Genomic DNA, 21,694 nt, shown 5'->3' with positions numbered 1-21,694 from the left:
CGCCTCAGTCAAGGGCATAGGCAAAGCCGTCCGGCCCGCCGGTCACCGTCACCCTGCCGATGCCGCGCCCCTCCAGCCTGGCGTCCAGCACCCGGCGGCTGAGTTCGGGCAGGATCGCGCCGGTCAGGATGGCGTCGATCATGCGGCCGCCCGATTCGACCTCGGTGCAGCGGGCGCGGATCTGGTCCATGACGCCCGCGCCGATCACCAGCTCGGCGCCATGCGCGGCGGCCAGCCTGCGGCCGATGCCGGCCAGCTTCTGCCCGGCGATGGCCTCGATCATCGCATCCGAAAGCGGCAGGTAGGGGATCGTCACCAGCCGCCCCAGCAGCGCCGGAGGGAACACCTGCAACAGCGGCGGGCGCAGCGCCGCCGACAGGCTGTCGATCTCGACCCGGCTGCGGCCGGCATCGGTCAGCGCCATGATCTCGTCGGTGCCGACGTTTGAGGTCAGCAGGATCAGCGTGTTGCGAAAGTCGATCCGCCGCCCCTCGCTGTCGTCCATCATCCCCTTGTCGAAGACCTGGAAAAAGATCTCGTGCACGTCGGGATGGGCCTTTTCCACCTCGTCCAGCAGGATCACCGAATAGGGCCGGCGCCGCACCGCCTCGGTCAGCACGCCGCCCTTGCCATAGCCGACATAGCCCGGCGGCGCGCCCTTGAGGGTCGAGACGGTATGCGCCTCCTGGAACTCGCTCATGTTGATGGAGATCAGGTTCTGCTCGCCGCCGTAAAGCGCATCGGCCAGGGCCAGCGCGGTCTCGGTCTTGCCGACGCCCGAGGGGCCGCAGAGCATGAAGACGCCCATCGGCTTTTCCGGCGCGCCCAGCCCCGCCATACCGGTCTGGATGCGGCTGGCGATGGCGGCCATGGCATGGTCCTGTCCGACCACGCGCTGCGCCAGCAGGCCGGCAAGGCCCAGGGCGCGCTCGGTCTGGCTGGCCAGCATCCGGCCCAGCGGGATGCCGGTCCAGTCCTGCACGACCGCCCCCACCGCCAGCCGGTCCACCGAGGGCAGGATCAGCGGCCGCTCGCCCTGCCGCTCGGCCAGCTCGGCCATCTTGGCCCGCAGAAGCGCCAGCCGCGCGGCGGGATCGGGGTCGGGGTCCGGGTCAGCGTCCGGGGCTTCGGCACCCGCATCAGCGGCCGGCGCGGCCCCGGCGGGTGCATCGGGCGCGGCCTCGGCCGCTGCCCCCTCGGCAGCGGCTTGCGCGGCGTCGCTCTCCGCTTCCGCTTTTGCCGCATCCGCCCCGGCCTCGTCCAGCGCCATGCCCTCGCCGCGCAACTCGGCCCGCAGGGTCAGGATGTCCGAGACCAGCGCCTTTTCCGCCTCCCAGCGTTCCAGCGCGGCGGTGCGCTCCGCCTCGGCCGCGGCGCGGGCGGCGTCGTTGGCGGTCTGGCGCTCGGTCGTGTCGATGCCGATGGCGGCCTCGCGGGCGATGATGCCCGCCTCGATCTCCAGCGCCTGCAAGCGGCGCTCCAGATCCTCCAGTTCGGCGGGCGTGGCGTGCTGGCTGACGGCGACGCGGGCGCAGGCGGTGTCGAGCAGGCTGATCGCCTTGTCGGGCAATTGCCGCGCCGGAATATAGCGATGCGACAGCGAGACGGCGGCGCCGATCGCCTCGTCCAGGATCTCGACCCGGTGGTGCTTTTCCAGCACGCCCGCCACGCCGCGCAGCATCTCGACGGCGGCGGCTTCCGAGGGCTCCTCGACCTTCACCACCTGGAAGCGCCGGGTCAGCGCCGGGTCCTTTTCGATATGCTGCTTGTATTCGGCCCAGGTGGTGGCGGCGACGGTGCGCAATTCGCCCCGCGCCAGCGCGGGCTTCAGCAGGTTCGCGGCATCCCCCGTCCCCGCCGCCCCACCGGCGCCGATCAGCGTATGCGCCTCGTCGATGAACAGGATCGCCGATTTCGCCGAGGCCTGCACCTCGTCGATCACCGATTTCAGCCGCTTCTCGAACTCGCCCTTGACGCTGGCGCCGGCCTGCATCAGCCCGATGTCCAGCAGCCACAGATCGACCGCGGCCAGCTGCGGCGGCACGTCGCCGCGCGCCAGCCGCAGGGCAAAGCCCTCGACCACGGCGGTCTTGCCGACCCCGGCCTCGCCGGTCAGGATCGGGTTGTTCTGCCGCCGCCGCATCAGGATGTCGATGATCTGGCGGATTTCCGGGTCGCGGCCCACCACCGGGTCGATCTTGCCGGCCCGCGCCCGCTCGGTCAGGTTGGTGGCATATTTCGCCAGCGCCCCCTCGGGCGGTTTCGGCACATTGGCCGGCGCCATCTCGGGCGGGGCCGTCCCCTCCGCCTCGGCCGAGCCGGCCAGGATGCCGGGCAGGTCCGGCGCCATGCGGTCGGGGTCGATGCGGCCGAATTCCGGGCTGATGCGCAGCAGCAACCCCTCCAGCACCGGGGTCTTGAGACAGGCGACCAGGATATCGCCCGAACGCACCCGGTCGGTGCCCCGCTCCAGCGCCGCCAGCGTCCAGCCCTCCTGGATGGCGTGGAAGATGTGGTCGGAGAACTCCTCGACCGCGCTGGCCCCGCGCGGCAGGGCGTCCAGCGCGCGGGCCAGGTCGCCCTCCAGCCGGGCGCCATCGACCCCGGCCGCCGCGGCGATCAGCGCCAGGTCCGAATCCGGCACCCCGGCCAGCGCGGCGATGAAATGCACCAGCTCGACATAGGGATTGCCGCGCGCCTTGGCGTTGCGCGCGCCTTCGGAAAACGCCCGCAGGCACAGCGGGTCCAGCCGCCCGACCAGCTCCTTGCGCTTGACCGTCTCTCTGGAACCTCTGGCGGGGGCGCGGGGCGTCACGGTCGTCATCCTGGCCATCCTTGCAAAGCTGGCAAAAGAACCGGAGCGATAAATCGGGCTTGCCACGGGCAGGCTCGGGGGGAAAATGACCCTCGGGGAAAGTGTATTTCAAAACCGCGGCTTTCGGAAATCTTTTCGCAAGGAGCCAGCCATGCCCAGCCTGCCGCAAAACGGAATGCCGCCATGATCCCGGCCCTGCCGGGAGACATCTTCCACGAGGGCCAGGTGCTCAACAACACCTGGGCCGTCGAGGGCGTGCTGGGTCGCGGCGGCACCGGCGAGGTCTATCGCGCGAAAAGCCTGGTCACCGGCCGGGTGGTGGCGATCAAGGCGCTGTCCGCCGGTTTCTCGGGCGATCAGGGCTATCTGGAACTGATGCGCCGCGAGGAGGCGATGCGCGACATCCTGCACGATGCCGTGGTGCGCTACAGCGACTGCTCGCGCACGCCCGAGGGCCATGTCTTCCTGGTGATGGATTTCATCGACGGCCCGGCCCTGTCCGAGGTGATGGCCGAACGCCGGCTGGGGGTGCGCGACTTGCTGATCGTCGCGCATCGCGTGGCCGAGGGGCTGGTCGCCGCCCATGCCCGCGGCGTGGTGCATCGCGACCTGTCGCCGGACAACGTGATCCTGCGCGACGGCCGGGTCGAGGGCGCGACGGTGATCGACTTCGGCATCGCCAAGGACACGGCCGCCGGCGCGCATACGGTGGTCGGCAATCAGTTCGCCGGCAAATACGAATATGCCGCGCCCGAACAGTTCGACGGCAAGGCCGAGCCGGCCAGCGATCTTTACGCGCTCGGCGCGCTGCTGCTGGCGGCGGCGCGGGGCGAGGTGCCCTTTGCCGGCGCGACACCCGGCGAGATGATCCGCCGCAAGGCCGAGCCGCTGGACGTGACCGGCCTGCCCGAGCCGCTGGCCGGGCTGATCCTGTGGCTTTCGGCGCCGCGCATCGCCGACCGCGCGCCCTCGGCGGCGGCGGTGGTGGCGCGGCTGGACGCGCTGCTGAAGGGCGGAGAGGCCGCGCCGGCCCGGAAAGCCGTCACGCCACGCCAAAGCCAGCGGCGGGCGGGGGGCAGGCGCGGCCGGATATGGCTCATCCCGCTGTTGCTGGCCGTGGTGCTGGCAGGCGGGTTCTTTGCGGCAAGGTCGCTGCTTGTCCCCGATCTTCCGCTGGTCCAGCCTTGGCGGCTGGAGGCGGCGGGCGGCGAGGCGCCGCGCCTGTCCGGGCCGGCGCCGGATGCCGCCAACGCCGGACGAATCGCCGCCGCCTTCGCCGCCGCGACCGGAAGCGACCCGCCGCAGGATGCGCTGGCCCTGGCGCGCGGCATGCCCACCCCCGGCTGGGCCGAGGCGGTGGAGCGGCTTTTCCCGGCGCTGCAAGGGTTGCAGGACTGGACGGTGCAGATCACCGACATGCGCGCCGAGATCGCCGGCAGCGCCGCCACCCCGGCCGAGCGCGACGCGATCGCCGCTCGGCTGGCCGAATGGGCGCAAGCGGCAGGCATGGAACTGGTGCCGCGGCTGGCCACCGGCCCCGCGCCGCTGATGCCCGTCGATCTGGACGCATTACTGGCCGGCGCCGCCAGCTGCGGCCCGCTGGCCAGCGACCTTCCCGCGGGCGGCGGTGCGCCCGGCGCCGCTGTGACGATCCGCGGCGCCCTGCCCGATGCGGCGGCCGCCGCGGCGCTGGCCGAAACGCTGCGCCCGGCGCTTGGCGACCGCGCCCTGCGGCTGGAAACCGAGACGCTCAGCCCCTCGCTTTGCCAGATCCGCGCTGCGGCGGCGGGCCTGCCCGAGGGCGGCATCGGCATCCGCCTGTCCGAGGCAGGCCGGCCCGAACCCTCGCTGACCGGGATCTATCGGCCCGGCGACAATCCGGTGGCCGATGTGCTGATCCCCGCCGAGCTGGCCGCGACGCCCGGGGCCGAGCTTTGGGTCGCGGTCGAGGAAACCGGCCAGGTCTTCAACGTATTGCCCAATGCCGGCGATCAGGAAACCCGGCTGGACCGCATAGGCCAGCCCGAAGGCGCGCTGCGCCGCGTGCGCGTGCTCTGGCCCGCCGACGATCCCGGCCTCGGCCAGGGACGCATCGCCTTTCGCGTCAACGACCGGGATTTCGGCAAGGCGGGGATCTTCGCCTTCGTGACCCGCGGCCCGCTTTTCGACGAGCGCCGCCCGGGCGACGAATCCGCCACCGCCTTTGCCGAGGCGCTGACGGCGCGGCGCGCGGCCGAGCCGGACCGGATCCTGGCCGCCACCCATCGCATTCTCGACCTGCGGCCCTGACATCCCCCGCGGCGCGGCATGCGCCGGGCGGCCGCGCGCCCGGCCGGGGCCTATCGGCCGATCCGCAGGATTTCATTGCGCAAAGCCCGAGTCCGTGAGATGATTTTCTCATTTCGAGAAGAACATAATGCGGCCTTTGAAAAGGTTTCCCCTATGTTTCTCGCTCCGCTTGCCGTGCCGGATTCCGCCGGTATGGATCTTCGCAACGACATGAGATTTCTGGCACTCGAGCGGGCGCTGGACGGGGCCTCTCGGGCGGCACGGGCCGAACAGCTGGCCAAGGGCAATACCGGCGACGTGGCGCTGGACTGGGCGCATCAGCTGGAGGAGGCCGAGGCGCTGGCCCAGACCGGCCGCGACCTGCGCCTGCTGGTCGTCGTGGCGCGGATCATGACCAACATGCGCGGCCCCGAGGGGCTGGCCGAAGGGCTGGACCTGCTGGCCGAGACGCTGGAGACCTGGTGGGACCACCTGCACCCCGCCCTGCGCGAAGGCCAGCTGGTGCGCGAGGGCGCATTGCGCCGCATCAACGCGCTTTACCAGATCGAGAATGCCGATGCCGGCATCCTGGGCGATCTGGAATTCAACACCGTGCTTGCCCCGCGCGGCCTGCCGGTGGTCTCGGGCGGGGATCTGGCGGCGGGGGCGGTCACGCCCTCGATGCTGGCCGCCGAGGGGCCGACCGGGCTTTCCGCCGCCGAGCAGGCCGAGCGCGAGGCCCGCCATGAGGCGAGGGTGACGCGGGTGCTGACCGCCTGCCGCGCCGCGCGCGACATGGAGCCCGAGGCGGTGGCGGCGCTGGAGACGGGGCTGGCCGCCGCGCTGCGGGCGCTTGCCCGGCTGGAGGCGGCGCTGGCCGCGCGCATCGGGGAGGATCCGCCGACCCGCTTCCCGGCGCTGCACCGGCTGCTGGAGCGGATGACGGCGACGCTGGCCAGCCCGCAGGCGCAATTCACCCGCGCCCCGGCCGCGCAGCCGGCCACGCAGCCGGGCGGCGAGACGCCCGCGGGAACGGCCGCTGCCAAGCCCATGCCCGTGCCGGCCCCGGCCGTTCCCGCATCGGCGGGACTGCCGGCAAGGCTGGCCTCGCGCGCCGAGGTCGAGACCTGTCTCGACCTCATCATCGACTTCTACGAACGCAACGAACCCGCCTCGCCGCTGCCGCATCTGGCGCGGCGGATGCGGAAGATGGTGCCGATGAACTTCCTGCAACTGATGGAGGAACTGGCGCCGGGAGGGATGAAGGAATTCCGCAATGTCGCCGGAGTGACCGAGGACAAGGGACGCTGACGGCAGGGCGCAATCGGGGCCGGCGCCGGATGGCGCCGCGACAGGGAGTAACCCGCGATGAGCGAGAGCAAGGCCAAGGTAATCGAGCGCAATCGCGCCCCAAGGGTGCAGATCGCCTATGACGTCGAGCATTACGGCAGCCCGACCACCATCGAACTGCCCTTCGTCATGGGGGTGATGGCGGATCTGGCGGGCAAGTCCACCTCGCGCGAGGCGCAGAAACCTCCCGCCGAGCGGTCCTTCGTCGAGGTGGATGCCGGCCGCTTCCCCGCCTTCATGGAGGCGCTTTCGCCCCGTGTCACCGCCCGCATCCCGAACCGCCTGCCCCGCAAGGAGGGCGAGGAGGAGGCCGGCGAGGAGGAGATGTTCGTGGACCTGACCTTTCGCAACATGGGCGATTTCGCCCCCGACCGCATCGCCGAGCAGATCCCCGAACTGGCCGAGCTGATGAAGATGCGCCGCAAGCTCGAGGAACTGCTGAGCTATATGGACGGCAAGGCCAGCGCCGAAAAGCGCATCGCCCAGCTTCTGAACGACGAGCCGCTGCTGGCCCGCGTCGCCGAGCAGGCGGTGAGCCCGGCCAGCGACGGGACGGAGGGCTGAGCCATGGCCGAACAGGAACTCAAGGGCACCGAGGCCGCCGCCGAAGCCGAGGCCGTCGATCTGGACGAATTCGGCACGCTTCTGGAAAAGGACTTCCGCGTCAAGGAACAGGACGACAGCGCCAAGCTGCGCGAACTGGTCGCCAACCTGGCCCTGGCCGCCCGCGAAAAGGCCGGCAGCGCCACGATCTCCGGCAATGCCGTGCGCTCGATCAAGTCGCTGATCGCCGGCATCGACGAGCTGCTGACCACGCAGATGAACGAGGTGCTGCACGCCCCCGAGATCCGCCGCATGGAGGGAAGCTGGCGCGGGCTGCATTACCTGGTGAACAACACCGAAACCGACACCATGCTCAAGATCCGGGTGCTGAACATCACCAAGGACGAGCTTGCCGACCAGCTGGAGGACTTCGAGGGGCAGATGTGGGACCAGTCGCCCATGTTCCGCAAGCTCTATACCGAGGAATATTCCAGCTTCGGCGGCGCCCCCTTCGGCAGCATCGTCGGCGATTACGAATTCAGCCACCATCCGCGCGACGTCGGGCTGCTGCGCAACCTGTCGGGGATCTGCGCCTCGGCCCATGCGCCCTTCATCGCGGCGGCCTCGCCCCGGCTGTTCCGCATGGAAAGCTGGCAGGAACTGCCCAATCCGCAGGACCTGAAGATGGTCACCTCCTCGCCCGATTACGCGGCCTGGCAAAGCCTGCGCGAAAGCGAGGATGCGCGCTATATCGGCCTGACCCTGCCGCGCGTGCTGGCGCGGCTGCCCTATGGGCCGGACACCATCCCGGTCAAGGGCTTCGACTTCCGCGAGGAGATCGACGGCAAGCATGACCATTACGTCTGGATGAACGCGGCCTTCCCCATGGGGGTGAACATCAACCGCAGCCACAAGCTTTATGGCTGGGGCAGCCAGATCCGCGGCGTGGAATCCGGCGGCGCCGTCACCAACCTGCCGGTGCATACCTTCCCCAGCGACGACGGCTCGGTGGTGATGAAATGCCCCACCGAGATCGCCATCGACGACCGGCGCGAGCACGAACTGGCCAAGCTGGGGCTGATGCCGATCCTGCATCGCAAGAACACCGATGTCGCGGCCTTCCTGGGCGCGCAGACCTTGCAGGATTGCGAGGCCCGCGCCGGGCGGCTGGTCGATCCCGACGCCCAGGCCAACGAGCGGCTGTCGGCGAACCTGCCCTATCTGCTGCCGGTCTGCCGTTTCGCGCATTACCTCAAGGCCATCGCCCGCGACAAGATCGGCACCTTCAAGGAACGCGCCGACATGGAGGTCTGGCTGTCCGAGTGGATCAACCGCTATGTGCTGGCCAATACCGCCATGGCCGACGACAAGGCCAAGGCCAAGCGGCCGCTGGCCAAGGCCGAGGTGCAGGTGGACAGCGTCGAGGGCCGGCCGGGCTATTACGCCGCCCGCTTCTACCTGCGCCCGCATTACCAGCTGGAAGGCATCAACGCCTCGCTGCGGCTGGTTTCGGAACTGCCCTCGGTCAAGGGGCCGTGACGCGCTTTGCCCGGGGGGGCGCGGGCTCCCGGGCACCGGGTCGCGGGCGCCATGACGCGCGCGGCCCCTGACGCGGCCCCGACGGGCCCCGCCATGTCTGAAACCCGGCTTGCCGAACAGGCCGAACAGGGAGATGTGAGATGGCTTTCACCGGATACCTCAAGATCGACGGCATCGACGGCGAATCGCGCCGGGCCGATCACGAGGGCGAAATCGACATCTGGGGCGCCGACCTGAAGGCCGAGCAGAAAAGCTCGGCCGCGACCGGGTCGGGCCGCGTGCGCGGGCGCGCCACCGTCAGCGACCTGACGCTTTACAAATGGTATGATGCCGCCTCGCCCTATCTGGCGCTGGCCTGCATGCAGGGCAAGGCCTTCGAGACGATGACCTTCACCGTCCGCAAGGATTCGGGCGAGGCGCATCTGGACTATTTGACCATCACCATGACCAACTGCCTCATCGCCTCCTATTCGATGAGCCAGAGCCAGCCCGCCCCGGAAATCGACACGATTGCCGAGCAGATCGGCATCTCGTTCGAAAAGATCGCCATCAAGTACGTCGTGCAGGCCGACGACCATTCGAAAGGCGACGAGCACGAGGTCGAATACGACCTGATGGCCGCCAAGTGACCGCATAGGATGCGCGCAGGATCGCCATGGCCAGCCCCGCCCCCGACCGCCCCCGCACCGCCGCGCCCCTTCAGGCGCGGCGCGAGGAGGTGCAGCCCAGCCTGTGGGACCGGCTGATCGACGACCTGCCCGCGCTGTCGGCCGAGATCACCCGGCGCGAGGCGGCGCTGGCTACGCGCCACGGCGCCGCCCGGCTCGCGGCGCTGCTTGCGGGCGAGGGGCGGGACGGGCTCGACCCCGAGCAGGCGCGAGACCTCGCGGCGCTGGCGCAATTGCAGGCCCGCCGCGCCGCCTTGCGGGAACGCGGCATCCTGGTCACGCCCGACGTGCTGCGCGAGGCGGTGCGCCGCGACATCGAGGACCTGTTCGGCATCGAGCGGCTGGAGGTGCGCTATCTGCTGACCCGGACCGAGCGCCGCGCCGCGCCCCCCGGCATCGCCGGCGGCGCCGAGGATCCGGCCGAGATGCTGGCCGATTTTCCCCAGGTCCGCGCCTCGGTGCTGAATTACGGCGTGCCGGCCTTTGCCGGGCGGCGCGCGGGCGATTTCGACCACGAGGCGCTGGCACGCGAGTTGCGCGAGGTGCTGGCGGTGTTCGAGCCGCGCCTGCGCCGCGACACCATCCGCGTCAGGGTCGAGCCGGGCACCCGCACCGGCCTGCGCGTGCGCATCGAGGGGCTGTTGCTGATGGCCCCGGCCCCCGAACGGCTGCGGCTGCTGACCACCATCGACCTGGACACGGGCGCCGCCGCCACGGTGCTGGAGGAGGGCTGATGGACCGCGCCTTCCTGGCCGCCTACGAGGCCGAACTGGACCATATCCGGGTGCTGGCCGGCGAATTCGCCGCGCTGCATCCCAACGTGGCGCGCAACCTGTCGCTGGACGCGGTGCCCTGCCCCGACCCCTATGTCGAGCGGCTGCTGGAGGGCGTGGCCTTCCTGGCCGCCCGCACGCGGATGAAGGTCGAGGCCGAGGGCCAGCGTTTCACCGCCGGGGTGCTGGACGCGCTCTGGCCCGACCTGGCCGCGCCGGGGCCGGCCATGGGCATCGGCGTGCTGCAACCCGGCCCGCAGGTGCAGGCCATGGCGGGCGGGCATCCGGTGCCGCGCGGCAGCCGCTTCACCGCCGCCGCGCGCGAGGGGCTGGCCACCCGCGCCACCTATGCCACCGCGCAGGCCGTGACGCTGTGGCCACTGGCGCTGGCGGCGGCGGATTACCTGCCCGACCGCGGCGCGCTGGCCGCCGCCGGCCTTGCCGCGCCGGGGGCCGAGGCGGGCATCCGCATCAGCCTGCACGCGACGGGTCCGGCCGCGCTGTCGGCACTGGCGCTGGAGCGGCTCGACCTGTGCTTTGCCGGCAGCGCGCGGGCGGGGGCGCTGTTCGACGCGATCTTCGGCAACGGGCTGGGGGCGCTGGCCCGTCCCGCCCGGCCGGGCGCGCAGGCGCTTTCCCTCGACCGGCCCGAACTGGTCGGCACCGGCGACGACGAGGGGCTGACCCCGCGCCTGCGCCGCAGCTTCGAGGGCTTTCGGCTGCTGCGCGACTATTTCCTGATGCCGGAACGCTTTCACTACCTGCGGCTGGACGGGCTCGCCCCGGCCGCCCGGCAATGCGGCGAGGGCGTGGCGCTGGAGCTTGCCGTGCCGCTTGCCCGCCCCGAGCCGCTGCTGGAGGGGCTGGGCCGCGACGATTTCCGACTGTTCGCGACGCCGCTGGTCAATCTGTTCGAAAAGGAATGCAATTTCGTGGAACTCGACGCGCGGTCCACGGCGCATCCGGTCCATCCCGACCGCGCCCGCACCCGCGATTTCGAGGTCTATCGCCTGCTCCGCGTCGCCGATGCCGACCGCGAGGGCGCGGACGGGCTGCTCTGCCCCGCCCATGCCCCCGAGGCGCCGCGCCATGCCGGCCCGGTCTGGTGGGCCGAGCGCCGCCCCCGCCGCCCGGCCACCGACGAGATCCGGCGCGGCCAGATGCGCAGTTCCTATGCCGGGCACGACCTGTGGATCTCGGTCTCGCGCGCCGGGGACTGGATGCCGCGCCGGCTGGACATCCGCGCGCTTTGCACCAATCGCGACCTGCCGATCCTGGACGACACCCCCCGGCTGACGCCCGAGGGCGGCGAGCCGGTGATGCGGGTCGATCTGTTGGGCCCGATGCGCCGGCCGCAACCGGCGCTGGCGGGCGCGCCGCCGCAGGCGGGCCAGGGCGGCGCGGCGGGCCTGGACGACCTGACCTGGCGGCTGGTGGCGCAGCTTGCCTCGGGCCATCTGTCGCTGGCCGAGGCCGGGCGCGACGGCGCGCCGCTTTGCGCGCTGCTGGCGCTTTACGCCGATCGCGGCGATCCGCAACTCGCCCGCCACGCCCGCGCCGTCGCCGCCATATCGAGCCGCCCGGTGATCGCACGGCTGGACCTGCCCGGCCCGCTGGCCTTCGGCCGCGGCACCGAGATCACGCTGGAGATCGACGAGGCGCCGCTGGCCGGGGCCAGCCGGCTGCTTCTGCCGGCGCTGCTCGACCGGCTGTTCGCGCGCCATGCCTCGGTCAACGCCTTCGTGCGCACCCGCACCCGCCTTGTGCAGAAACAGGAGGAGATGTCATGGCCGATGCGGCCCGGCCTGCGCCCCCGGATCTGACCGGGGAACCGCCCCCGCCCCCCGGCATCGAGGCCTTCGCCCTGATGCGGCGGCTGGAAGCGCCCGGCCACCGCTTCGGCCATGTCGGCGGCCCGGAACAGGAGCCGGCGCGGCTGGGCCAGGAAATCCGCCTGGGCCCCGCCGCCTGCGAGGTCGCGCGCTTCAGCCCTGCCGAAGGTGACGCCCCCGCCCGCATCGCGCTGGAGATCACCGGGCTTTTCGGCCCCGAAGGCCCGATGCCGCTGCATCTGAGCCGCCGTATGCTGGAACGCATGTCCGAACGCTGGTTCGCCGGCTCCGCCCAGCCCGAGCCGGGGGCGGATCGCGCCTTCCTGGAGTTCTGCAACCTGCTCCAGCACCGGATGATGGCGCTTTACTACCGCGCCTTTGCCGAGGCACAGCCTGCCCTCGCCGCCGATCACGGCCGCGAGGGCAGGCTTGCGGCGATGATCGCGGCGCTGGCCGGGCTCGGCCTGCCCGGCAGTGCCGAGGCGCTGGACGATCCCGCGCCGGTCCTGCGCCATGCGACCGGGCTGGCCGGCCAGGTTCGCAGCCCCGAGACGCTGGCGGCGCTGCTGTCGGACCTGCTGGACGCGCCGGTGCGGGTGGACGAGTTCGTGCCGCATTGGCAGGACATCCCCGCCGCCCTGGCCAGCCGCCTCGGCCGTGCCCGTGCCGGGCTGGGCCGGGGGGCGATGCTGGGTCCGCGGGTCTATCAGCCGCAGGCGCGGGCCGAGATCGTCGTCGGACCGCTGCCACTTGCGCAATATCGCCGGCTGGCCGAGGACGGCCCGGAACGGGCGGCGCTGCGCCGCCTGCTGCGCTTTGCCATGGGCGAGGAGATCGGCTTCGACCTGCGGCTGGTGCTTTCTGCGCCCGAGGTGCCGCCGCCCGCGCTGGGGCGGGGACCGGCGCTGGGGCGGACCGGCTGGCTGGGCGGGGGTGCGGCGCGGGACCGCGACGACCTGCGCCTGCCGCTGGATGAAAGGCAGGCTGCCTGATGACCCTGCGCCTCACCGTCCTCACCAGCCCCGTCCCCCAGCCCCAGGCCGAGTTGCGGCTGGACAGCGGCCGCGCGGTGCTGGGGCGCGAGCCGGGCTGCGACTGGCAGATCGACGACCCCGAGATGTTCGTCTCGCGCCGCCATTGCATCGTCGAGGCCACGGCCGAGGGCTGGACCGTCACCGATACCAGCACCGGCGGGCTGTTCCTCGACGGGGCGGCCGAGCCGCTGGGACCGGGCCGCAGCGCCGTGCTGCGCGACGGGATGCGGCTGCGGCTGGGCGACGTCACGCTGGGCGTGGGCATCGAGGCCGAGGTGCAGGGGGCAGCGGCTGTGCCCGCCGAGCCGGGCATCGGCATCGACCCGTTCTTCGCGCCCCGCGATCCGCCGCCCCCGCCGCCGCCGCGGCCCTCGGAATTGCCCGAACCCTTCGAGCGCACCACCGGCCGTTTCGCCCCGCAACCGCCGCCCGCGCCGCCGCCGGGCTTCGACGATCCCTTCACGCTCGACCCGCTGCCGGCCGCGCAACCTGCGGCCCCGCCGCATCCGGGCGATGACTGGAACTGGGGGCCGGCTGGCGCGACGCCGCCGCAGCCCGATCCCGTGCCCGCCATGGAAACCCCTGCACCCACGGCCCCGCCTCCGCCATCCGACGCGGCCGCCGCCTTTCTGCGCGGCGCCGGGCTGGACCCGGCGGATGTCGAAAGGGTGGATATCGAGGCTCTCGGCCGGCGCTACCGGATGCTGACCGAGGGGCTGGTCGCGCTGCTGCGCGCCCGCGCCGAGGAAAAGGGCTCGCTGCGCGTCGCCCGCACCACGCTGGGCGCAGCACAGGTCAACCCGCTGAAATTCCTGGCCATGCCCGACGAACAGGTGGCCGCGCTGGTCGCGCCGCGCGGGGCGGGCTATCTGGAGCCCGACGCGGCCATCGCCGAGGCGTTCCGCGACCTTGCCGACCACCGGATGCGCAGCTGGCACGGATTGCAGGCGGCGCTGCGCCGGATGATCGACCGCTTCTCGCCCGAGGCGATCGAGGCGCAGCTGGCCGATGCCGGGACGCTGCGGGCGCTGCTGGCCGGCGGGCGCTCGGCGCTGCTTTGGGACGCCTATGCCGCCCGCTGGGCCGAGATCGCCCGCGCCGCCGAGGACCGCTTCCTGGGCGAGGTCGGCGCCGAATTCCGCGATGCCTACGAAACCCCTGAGAGGAGCGAGCCATGACCACGATCTTCCCTATCCTCACGCGCCGGGCCACGCTGGCCGGGCTTGGAACGCTGGCGCTGACCGCGGCCTGCGGCGGGCCGGCCGGTCCCGGCTCGGTCAACCTGGCCATGTCGGCCTCGGCCGGGGTCAATCCCGGCCCCGACGGCAGCGACCGGCCGCTGACGCTGCAGATCCTGCAATTGCGCGGCACCGCCGGCTTCGACGCCGCCGACACGCTGGCGCTGCAAGACCCCGCCGCCGCCCTGGGGGCCGATCTGGTCAAGGCCGAGACGGTGACGCTGGCCCCCGGCGGCAGCGCCGAAAAGGCGCTGGTGCTCGACCCGGCCACGACGGCGGTGGCTGTGGTCGCCGGCTATCGCGACCCGGCCGGCAAGACCACGCGCGCCAAGGCCGCCGTCTCGCCCACCGGGACCGCCAGCTTCACCGTCACCGCCGGGCCGGGCGGCGTCACCATGACACCAGCCTGAAGGGAAAGCGCATGACCGAAGGCAGCCGCGTCGTCTGGTCCGAGGGCCTGTTCCTGCGCCCGCAGCATTTCCAGCAGCAGGACCGCCACGCCGCGGCCCAGCTGCGCGCGCTGCTGCGGGCGCGGCCGCGGCAGGCCTGGGGCTTTGTTGCGCTGCGGCTGGACCCGGCGGCGCTGGAGGCCGGGCAGGTCGCCATCGCCGAGGCCGAGGGGCTGTTTCCCGACGGCACCGGCTTTCGCATCCCGGCCGAGGCCCCGGCGCCGCCGCCGGTCGCGGTCGGCCGCGCCACGCCCGCCGGCGCGGTGCTGCTGGGCGTGGCCCCGCGCCAGCCCGGCACGGCGGCGGTCGATCCCGCCCATGCCGAGCCGGGCGGGGCGCGCTGGCGCGGCGAATGGGCCAGCCTGCGCGACGAGATCCGCGGCGGTGCCGAGCCCGCCGAGGTCGAGATCGCCCGGCTTTCGACCCGGCTGTTCCTGCCCGGCGAGGCGACGCAGGGCGCCGTCACCCTGCCCTTGGCCGGGATCGAGGGGCTGGCCGCCGACGGCCGCGTCGCGCTGGCCGAGGGCTGGCTGCCCCCCGCCCTGACCCTGGCCGCCGTGCCCTGGTATGCCGGGCTGCTCAAGGAACTGGTCACCGGGCTCGACCGCATCATCGAGGCGCAGGGCGGCATGGTGCTGGGCGGCGCCGGCCGCTCGGTCGAGAACCTGCTGATCCTGGAGCTGGCCAATGCCGCCCGGCCAAGGCTGCAACACCTGCTGGCGCAGAACCTTGCGCATCCGTCCGAGCTTTTCGCCGATCTGGCCGAGCTGGCGGGGCGGATGGCGACCTATGGTTCCTCGACCCGGCGGCTGTCGCCCCTGCCGGATTACGACCATGCCGACCCGCAGCCGGGTTTCGCCGCGCTGGCCGATGCGCTGCGCTCGCTGATCCTGTCCCTGCGCCATGTCGAGCCGAAATCCCGCGCCCTGCCGGTCGCGCGCCACGCGCAGAACGTCTGGAAGGTGCGCATCGACAATCCCGAGATCCTGCAAAACAGCCGCATCGTGCTGCGCATCGGCTCGGACATGTCGGACGAGGGGCTGATGCAGCTTTTCACCCGCCAGGTCACCGTGGGCGCGGCCGAGGAGTTCGAGACGCTGTGGACCTCGCGCCTGCCCGGCATTCCCCTGCGGCCGCTGCATTCGCAGCCGCGCGAGATCCCCTATGACGGCGACCGGCTGTGCCTGGAACTGGACCGCAAGTCCGAGCACTGGGCGCGGCTGCAAGCCTCGCCGGGCTTCGTGCTGGGCGTGTCGGGCAAGCTGGACCGCGAGCCCGAAATCGACTGCTACGCGGTCAGCAGATAGGGGCGGGGAATGGGCGACCAGAACGATCCCTTCGGCCTTGGCGATCCCGGTCGCACCCGGATCCGGCCGCTGGGCGCGGGCCGGCCGCAATCCCTGCCCGATCCGCCCGGTCCCGGTCCCGCGCCGCCGCGCCCCGTCTGGCAGGCGCCGCCCGATCCCGTCGCGCCCGAGGCCGCGCCCCATGCCCGGCGCGGGCGGGCGCATGCCAACCCGCTGGTCGCCGCCCATGCCACGCTGCTGGAACTGGCGCCCGAGCTTGAGCGCGCCAATCCCCCCGCCCGCCCCGAGGCGCTGCGCGCGCGGCTGCAATCGGTGCTGGTCGAGGGGCGCGACGCCTCGGTCGCCGCCGGCGTGCCGCTGAGCCGGGCCGATCAGGGCGCCTGGTTCGTCGCCGCCCTGCTGGACGATCTGGCCCTGAACACGCCCTGGGGCGGGCAAAGCGACTGGCCGCGCCAGCCGCTGGTCACGCAGATGACCGGCGAGGTCGATGCCGGCACCCGCTTCTTCGACCGGCTGGACGCGCTGATGCGCAACCCGGTGGGTGAGCGCGACCTGCTGGAGCTGGCCTGGCTGTGCCTCTGCCTGGGCTTTCGCGGCAAGTATCGCGTGCAGGGCGGCGCCGGCGAAGGCGCGCTGGTGGCGCTGCGCGCCCAGATCGCCCGGCTCTTGCGCGACCCGGAACGCGAGGCCGCGCCCCTGGCCCCGCATGGTGCCGGGGTGATCGCACCCGACACGCCGCGCCGTTTCGCCGTGCCGCTGTGGACGCTGTGGCTGGGGGCGCTTGGCCTGATCCTGGCGATCCATACCGGCCTCTCCATGCATCTGTCGGGCAAGGCGGAAAGCCTGTTCACCCAGGCCGCCGGTCTGCCGCCGGCCGAGCGCGCCGCGATCTTCCGCCCGGTCCGCCAGACCGTCGAGCCGGCCCCGGAACTGCCGGCCACCGTGATCGACCCGCTGCTGCCCGCCTTCGAGGCCGCGCTGCCCGCCGCCCTGCGCGCCGCCATGAAGGGGCGCGAGACCTCGGGTCTCGTGGTGCTGGTGGTGCAGGCCAGCAATCCCGAGGTGTTCCGCTCGGCCAAGGCCAGCCTCAACCCCGCCTATCAGCCGCTGGTCGAGGCCATCGGCAGGACCGTCGTCGCCAACGCGCACCGCATCGGCGCGGTCGCGGTCAGCGGCCATACCGACAACGTGCCGGTGCAGCGCAGCAATCCATTCGCCTCGAACCAGGGCCTGTCCGAGGCGCGGGCCGAGACCGTGGCGCAGGCGCTGGCGGCGGCCGGCGTGCCCGCCGAGCTCATCAGCGCCGAGGGCCGCGCCGACAGCCAGCCGGTGGCCGACAACGCCACCCGCGACGGCCGCGCCCAGAACCGCCGGATCGAGATCCGCATCGAAAAGAGGCAATAGATGCGCGTGCTCAAGGCCATATTCCGGTTCTTCCTGTCCCGCGGCTTCTGGACCTTCGTCGGGCTGGCGCTGCTGGCGGCGGCGATCTGGTTCTATGGCCCGCTGGTCTCGGTCGGCGAGGCGGCGCCGCTGGAAAGCGCCGAGATCCGCGCGCTCTGCCTGGGCGCGATCCTGGTGCTGTGGCTGCTGATCCTGCTGGTCGGCCAGATCCGCGCCGCGCGGCGCAACCGCATGTTCGTCACCGAACTGGCCGCGCCGCCGCCCCTGCCCGACGCGCCCGATGCCGCGGCCGAGATCGGCGGCAAGTTCCAGGAGATCCTGACGACGCTGGCGCGCTCGCGCCTGGGCAAGCGGCGCTTCCTGCGCGAGATGCCCTGGTATGTCATCATCGGCCCGCCCGGCACCGGCAAGACCACAGCGCTGCGCCAGTCGGGGTTGAATTTTCCCATCGCGCTGAACGACGACCTCAAGGGCGTCGGCGGCACCCGCAACTGCGACTGGTTCTTTACCGAAACCGCGGTGCTGGTCGATACCGCCGGCCGCTATACCGACCAGTCCAGCGAGCCCGAGCGCGACGCGGCGGAATGGGCCGGCTTCCTCGACCTGCTCAAGAAGCATCGCGGCCGGCGGGCGCTGAACGGCGTGATCGTGGCCCTGTCGCTGGACGAGCTGCTGGGCCCCGAGGACGCGCTGCGCCGCCACGCGCGCGAGATCCGCAAGCGCCTGACCGAGATCGGCGAGCGGCTGGAGATGCAGCTGCCGGTCTATCTGATGCTGACCAAGACCGACCGGCTGCCGGGCTTCGAGGCGTTCTTCGGCGCGCTGACCTCGGCCGAGCGGGCACAGGTCTGGGGCGCCACCCTGCCGGTCGATGCCCTGCCCGAGCCCGAGGCGATCACCCGCGAGTTCCGCAGCCTCGCCGCCGTGCTGGAGGGCCGGCTGGACGCGCGGCTGGCCGAGGATGCCGACCTGCCGCAGCGCGCCGCGATCTTCCGCTTCCCGGCCGAGTTCGAGCGGCTGGAACCGCCTTTGCGGCTGCTGATCGACACCGCCTTCGGCGAAAGCCGCTATGAGCAGACCCCCTGGCTGCGCGGCTTCTACCTGACCTCGGCCACGCAGGAGGGCTCACCCCTGGACCGGATGCTGGCAGGGATGGCGGCGGGCTTTGGCCTGGCCCCCGCGCCCATGCCGCATCGGATGATGGGCGAGCGGCGGTCGTTCTTCCTGCACGACCTGCTGGCCGGGGTGATCTTCGGCGAGGCGGGCTTGGGCCTGTTCGACCCGCGCGCCGAGGAGCGCCGGACATGGCTCTGGCGCGGCTCGGCGGCGGCGGCGGCGCTGCTGGTGCTGCTGGCGGGCCTGGGGTTCCTGTTCAACACCATGCGCCAGTCCGGCGCGGTCGCGGATCAACAACGCCTGCTGGCCGACCTGTCGGGGCGGCTCGCCAACGCCGCCTCGCGCCAGGCGCCGACCGAGCCCCTGGACCTGCCCGTCGCGCTGGACGCCATGACCGAGATCGAGGCGGCGCGGACGCCGGTGCCCGGCGGGCCGCTGGCGCTGATCGGCCCCTCGGCCGCGGCCGAGATCGAGGGCGCGGCGCGGCTGGCCCGCGAACGCGGACTGCGCAACCTGCTGGAGCCGCGCATGGTCGCCTTTCTGGAGGCGACCATGTGGCGGCAGATCCGCGACCCGGATTTCCTGCTGGGCGCGCTGAAGGCCTATCAGATGCTGACCGGGCTTGGCCCCTATGACCGGGCTTGGCTCGCGGAATGGTGGCAGGAGGTGCTGCCCGCCTTTGCCGCCGAGCCCCCCTTCCCGACCGAGGCCGCGCGCGTCTGGCAACTTGCCGCGCTGGACCGGCTGGGCGGCGACGAAAGCCGCATCGAGGCCGATCCGCAACTGGTCGAGGCCGCCTTGCAGGCGATCTGCACCGTGCCCTTGTCGCTGCGCACCTATCGCGCGCTGATGTCCGAGCCCGAGATCGCCGCCCTGCCCGACTGGATCCCGGCGGAAAAGGCCGGGCCTCTGGCGGGGCAGGTGCTGACGCGGCTGTCGGGTCAGACCCTGCGCCAGGGCATTCCCGGCGCCTTCACCTGGCAGGGCTTTCACGGCACGGTGTTGCCGATGCTGCCCAGCATGGCCGAGGCGGCGCTGAACGACCGCAAGGTCTTTGCCGGCGGCTGTGCGGAAAGTGCCGATGCCTCGGCCGCCTCGCTGCAAGCCGACATGATGAAGCTTTACCAGGACGATTTCATCAATGCCTGGGAAGGCTTCCTGCGCGACGTGCGGCTGGCGCCGATCCCGGACCTGGCCACCGCCACGGCGAACCTGAAAGACCTTGCCAGCCCCGACAGCACGCTGAAGCGGCTGCTGAACGCCGTCGTGGCCGAAACCGACCTGACCCGCATGCCCGAACAGGGCGACAGCCCCGAGATCAATCCCGGCGTGCTGAAGAAGGTGGCCGGCAAGCTGGGCCTTGGCGCGGCGGCCAGGATCGGCACCAAGGTCGCCGCCGCCGCCCGCCGGCCGGGCGAGCCCGAACCGCCGCCGCCCGGGGCCGAGATCGCCCGGCATTTCGCGCCGCTCAAGGCCATCGTCGCCGAGGTGGACGGCAAGCCGCCGCTGATCCTGGACGCCGAGACCGCGCTGGGGGCGCTGTCCAAGGAGCTTTTGACCGTGCAGGCCAGCCCCGATCCGCAGGCGGCGCTGCTGTCGCGCGGCGGACTGCCGCAACTGACGGGCGATCTGCGCAATGTCGCGGCCACCCTGCCCGACCCGGTCAACGCCTGGCTGGGCGCCATCGCCGGCGACACGATCAGCGTCACGCGCGAGGCGATCCTCGCGCAGCTCAACGCGCGCTGGCGGGCGGATGTGCTGCCCTTCTGCCGCGCGGCGACGGGCGGGCGCTATCCTTTCGTCGCCGATTCGGCCATCGACGTGACGGTCAGCGACTTCCAGCAGCTTTTCGGCCCCGGCGGCCGCTTCGACACCTTCACCAACGAGACGCTGGCGCCCTATGTCGACACCAGCGCCCGGCCCTGGCGCTGGCGGGCCGATCTGGGGCTGGACGCCCGCACGCTCGCCCCCTTCGAACAGGCCCGCGCCATCCGCGACGCGCTGTTTCCGGGCGGCGCCGGCCCGGTCATGGCCTTCACGCTGGAGCCGAAGGACCTGACCCCCAATGCCGCGCGGGTGACGCTGAACGTGGACGGGCAGAGCCTGGTCTATTTCAACGCCGCCGCCCGGCCGATGCCGATGACCTGGCCGGGCAAGGACGGCACCAACCTGATCTCGCTGAGCTTCACCCCCGTCGATGGCACGGGCGAGGCGATCAGCACCGAGACCGGTGCCTGGGCCTGGCTGCGGCTGGTGCGCAAGGCCGGGCTGTCGCCCACCGCGCTGCCCGAGGTCTTTGGCCTGCGGCTGGGCATCGGCCCCTATGCCGCCCGGTTCGAACTGCGCGCGGCCTCGGTCGAGAATCCCTTCGATCTCAGCATGTTCGGCGCCTTCCGATGCCCGGAAGCGTTCTAGGCCCGCAGGCGGGATTCTGGGGCAAGCTGCCGGCGCGCGGCGATTTCGTCGGCCGCGGGTTGCCCGAGCCGTTCCGCCGCCGCTGGGACCGTTGGGCCGCGGCGCATCTGGCCGGGCGCGAGGACTGGCCCGAGGGCGGGCTGCGGCTGCGCATCGCCTCGGGCGGGCGGGCGGCGGCGGGGCTGGTGCTGCCTTCGGCCGATGCGGTGGGGCGGCGCTTTCCGCTGGCGCTGTTCCTGCTGGCCGACAGCCTGCCCGGACCCGAGGCGCTGGAACCCTGGTGCGAGGCCGCGCTGCAAGCCGCCGCCGAGCCCGATCCCGATGCGCTGTGGCAGGCGCTGGCGGCCCTGCTCCCGCCGGCGGGCAAGGCCGAGGCACCGCCGCTGCTGCTGTGGCAACGCGGGCATCCGGCGCTGGCCGCCGATCCCGAGACGCCGGGGCCTGCGCTGGCAGCGATCTTCAGTTCAGATTGACCTTGGAGCCCTTGATCGTGGTCTCGCCCGAGGCCTTCACGTCGATCTTGCCCGAGCCCTTGATCATGATGTCCTTGCCCTCGATGGTGATGGTGCCGTCCTTTTTCAGCACGATGGCGGCCGAGCCGCAGGTCAGCGAGATCGAATCCGCCGCCACGATGGCCAGCGCCGCGCCCACGTCCAGGGCCATCTTGCCGCCGACCTTGTGCAACTCGTCCGCGCCGACCGTGGTGGCCCGCTTGCCGGCGACGTCCAGCGTCGAATCGCCGCCGACCTTCTCGACCCGGTTGCCGCCCGCCTTGTGGCTGCGGTTGCCGCCGACCTCGACGGTCTCGTTCCCCGCCACATTGGTCGAGCGGTTGCCGCCCACCTTCCAGTCATCGTCCGAGGAGATCGCATGGTTCTGCCCGGCCAGCACCGTCACGCCACGCGCGCCGACGATGGTGTTGGTCTGCGCCGCGCCGACATTG

General features: G+C 72.3%; 15 protein-coding genes and 1 pseudogene. 14 read left to right on the top strand and 2 right to left on the bottom strand.

The features are described from left to right. Nucleotides 1-4: 4 nt before the first annotated feature. Entirely contained in the window at nt 5-2,824 is a 2,820-nt protein-coding gene (tssH, locus tag AQY21_RS12545) for a type VI secretion system ATPase TssH (RefSeq protein ID WP_058097990.1), read from the bottom strand. A 174-nt stretch (nt 2,825-2,998) separates the two neighbouring features. On the opposite strand from tssH, the gene AQY21_RS12540 reads away from it, so the two are divergent. From AQY21_RS12540 to tagF, 14 genes are all read left to right on the top strand, one after another. Continuing rightward, on the top strand, nt 2,999-5,104 hold the full coding sequence (locus AQY21_RS12540) for a serine/threonine-protein kinase (RefSeq protein WP_058097989.1): 2,106 nt from the start codon (nt 2,999-3,001) through the stop codon (nt 5,102-5,104). Nucleotides 5,105-5,203: 99 nt separating this feature from the next. Continuing rightward, nucleotides 5,204-6,394: an ImpA family type VI secretion system protein gene (locus tag AQY21_RS12535; protein WP_058097988.1), complete on the top strand. Its 1,191-nt coding sequence runs from the start codon at nt 5,204-5,206 to the stop codon at nt 6,392-6,394. 57 nt (nt 6,395-6,451) lie between these two features. Further along, on the top strand, nt 6,452-6,997 hold the full coding sequence (gene tssB / locus AQY21_RS12530; protein ID WP_058097987.1) for a type VI secretion system contractile sheath small subunit: 546 nt from the start codon (nt 6,452-6,454) through the stop codon (nt 6,995-6,997). Nucleotides 6,998-7,000: 3 nt separating this feature from the next. Then, nucleotides 7,001-8,515 (top strand): type VI secretion system contractile sheath large subunit, encoded by a 1,515-nt coding sequence (gene tssC, locus AQY21_RS12525; protein WP_036760981.1) that lies wholly within the window; start codon nt 7,001-7,003, stop codon nt 8,513-8,515. 140 nt (nt 8,516-8,655) lie between these two features. Further along, nucleotides 8,656-9,144 (top strand): type VI secretion system tube protein Hcp, encoded by a 489-nt coding sequence (locus AQY21_RS12520; protein ID WP_058097986.1) that lies wholly within the window; start codon nt 8,656-8,658, stop codon nt 9,142-9,144. Nucleotides 9,145-9,170: 26 nt separating this feature from the next. Further along, nucleotides 9,171-9,917: a type VI secretion system baseplate subunit TssE gene (locus AQY21_RS12515; RefSeq protein WP_058097985.1), complete on the top strand. Its 747-nt coding sequence runs from the start codon at nt 9,171-9,173 to the stop codon at nt 9,915-9,917. After that, nucleotides 9,917-11,779 (top strand): type VI secretion system baseplate subunit TssF, encoded by a 1,863-nt coding sequence (gene tssF / locus AQY21_RS12510; RefSeq protein ID WP_058097984.1) that lies wholly within the window; start codon nt 9,917-9,919, stop codon nt 11,777-11,779. The genes AQY21_RS12515 and tssF overlap by 1 nt, the downstream gene beginning before the upstream one ends. Then, nucleotides 11,743-12,780, top strand: coding sequence for a type VI secretion system baseplate subunit TssG (gene tssG / locus AQY21_RS12505; RefSeq protein WP_058097983.1), 1,038 nt, complete (start codon nt 11,743-11,745; stop codon nt 12,778-12,780). The genes tssF and tssG overlap by 37 nt, the downstream gene beginning before the upstream one ends. After that, nucleotides 12,780-14,000, top strand: coding sequence for a type VI secretion system-associated FHA domain protein TagH (gene tagH, locus AQY21_RS12500; protein WP_058097982.1), 1,221 nt, complete (start codon nt 12,780-12,782; stop codon nt 13,998-14,000). Before tssG ends, tagH begins: the two co-directional genes overlap by 1 nt. After that, complete coding sequence (gene tssJ, locus AQY21_RS12495) at nt 13,997-14,470, top strand: type VI secretion system lipoprotein TssJ (protein ID WP_058097981.1); 474 nt, start codon at nt 13,997-13,999, stop codon at nt 14,468-14,470. The genes tagH and tssJ overlap by 4 nt, the downstream gene beginning before the upstream one ends. Nucleotides 14,471-14,481: 11 nt before the next feature. Beyond that, a complete protein-coding gene (gene tssK, locus AQY21_RS12490; protein ID WP_058097980.1) occupies nt 14,482-15,816 on the top strand; it encodes a type VI secretion system baseplate subunit TssK in 1,335 nt (444 codons plus the stop codon). 9 nt (nt 15,817-15,825) lie between these two features. After that, complete coding sequence (icmH, locus tag AQY21_RS12485; RefSeq protein WP_058097979.1) at nt 15,826-17,220, top strand: type IVB secretion system protein IcmH/DotU; 1,395 nt, start codon at nt 15,826-15,828, stop codon at nt 17,218-17,220. Then, complete coding sequence (gene tssM, locus AQY21_RS12480; RefSeq protein ID WP_058097978.1) at nt 17,221-20,751, top strand: type VI secretion system membrane subunit TssM; 3,531 nt, start codon at nt 17,221-17,223, stop codon at nt 20,749-20,751. It begins immediately after the preceding gene. Continuing rightward, complete coding sequence (gene tagF, locus AQY21_RS12475) at nt 20,733-21,224, top strand: type VI secretion system-associated protein TagF (RefSeq protein ID WP_058097977.1); 492 nt, start codon at nt 20,733-20,735, stop codon at nt 21,222-21,224. Before tssM ends, tagF begins: the two co-directional genes overlap by 19 nt. On the opposite strand, the pseudogene AQY21_RS12470 reads toward tagF, so the two are convergent. Continuing rightward, nucleotides 21,211-21,694 (bottom strand): annotated as a pseudogene (locus AQY21_RS12470) (type VI secretion system tip protein VgrG); the annotation flags it as partial. The gene tagF and the pseudogene AQY21_RS12470 sit on opposite strands and share 14 nt — an antisense overlap.

Source organism: Paracoccus sp. MKU1 (assembly GCF_001447385.1).
Taxonomy (GTDB): domain Bacteria; phylum Pseudomonadota; class Alphaproteobacteria; order Rhodobacterales; family Rhodobacteraceae; genus Paracoccus.
The sequence above is the reverse complement of the archived record's forward strand: the minus strand, read 5'-3'. Positions and strand labels throughout refer to the sequence as shown.

Coding starts and splice junctions, on each gene's coding strand:
- tssH (WP_058097990.1), bottom strand. CDS start 2,824: ATGACGACCGTGACGCCCCGCGCCCCCGCCAGAGGTTCCAGAGAGACG.
- AQY21_RS12540 (WP_058097989.1), top strand. CDS start 2,999: ATGATCCCGGCCCTGCCGGGAGACATCTTCCACGAGGGCCAGGTGCTC.
- AQY21_RS12535 (WP_058097988.1), top strand. CDS start 5,204: ATGATTTTCTCATTTCGAGAAGAACATAATGCGGCCTTTGAAAAGGTT.
- tssB (WP_058097987.1), top strand. CDS start 6,452: ATGAGCGAGAGCAAGGCCAAGGTAATCGAGCGCAATCGCGCCCCAAGG.
- tssC (WP_036760981.1), top strand. CDS start 7,001: ATGGCCGAACAGGAACTCAAGGGCACCGAGGCCGCCGCCGAAGCCGAG.
- AQY21_RS12520 (WP_058097986.1), top strand. CDS start 8,656: ATGGCTTTCACCGGATACCTCAAGATCGACGGCATCGACGGCGAATCG.
- AQY21_RS12515 (WP_058097985.1), top strand. CDS start 9,171: ATGGCCAGCCCCGCCCCCGACCGCCCCCGCACCGCCGCGCCCCTTCAG.
- tssF (WP_058097984.1), top strand. CDS start 9,917: ATGGACCGCGCCTTCCTGGCCGCCTACGAGGCCGAACTGGACCATATC.
- tssG (WP_058097983.1), top strand. CDS start 11,743: ATGGCCGATGCGGCCCGGCCTGCGCCCCCGGATCTGACCGGGGAACCG.
- tagH (WP_058097982.1), top strand. CDS start 12,780: ATGACCCTGCGCCTCACCGTCCTCACCAGCCCCGTCCCCCAGCCCCAG.
- tssJ (WP_058097981.1), top strand. CDS start 13,997: ATGACCACGATCTTCCCTATCCTCACGCGCCGGGCCACGCTGGCCGGG.
- tssK (WP_058097980.1), top strand. CDS start 14,482: ATGACCGAAGGCAGCCGCGTCGTCTGGTCCGAGGGCCTGTTCCTGCGC.
- icmH (WP_058097979.1), top strand. CDS start 15,826: ATGGGCGACCAGAACGATCCCTTCGGCCTTGGCGATCCCGGTCGCACC.
- tssM (WP_058097978.1), top strand. CDS start 17,221: ATGCGCGTGCTCAAGGCCATATTCCGGTTCTTCCTGTCCCGCGGCTTC.
- tagF (WP_058097977.1), top strand. CDS start 20,733: ATGCCCGGAAGCGTTCTAGGCCCGCAGGCGGGATTCTGGGGCAAGCTG.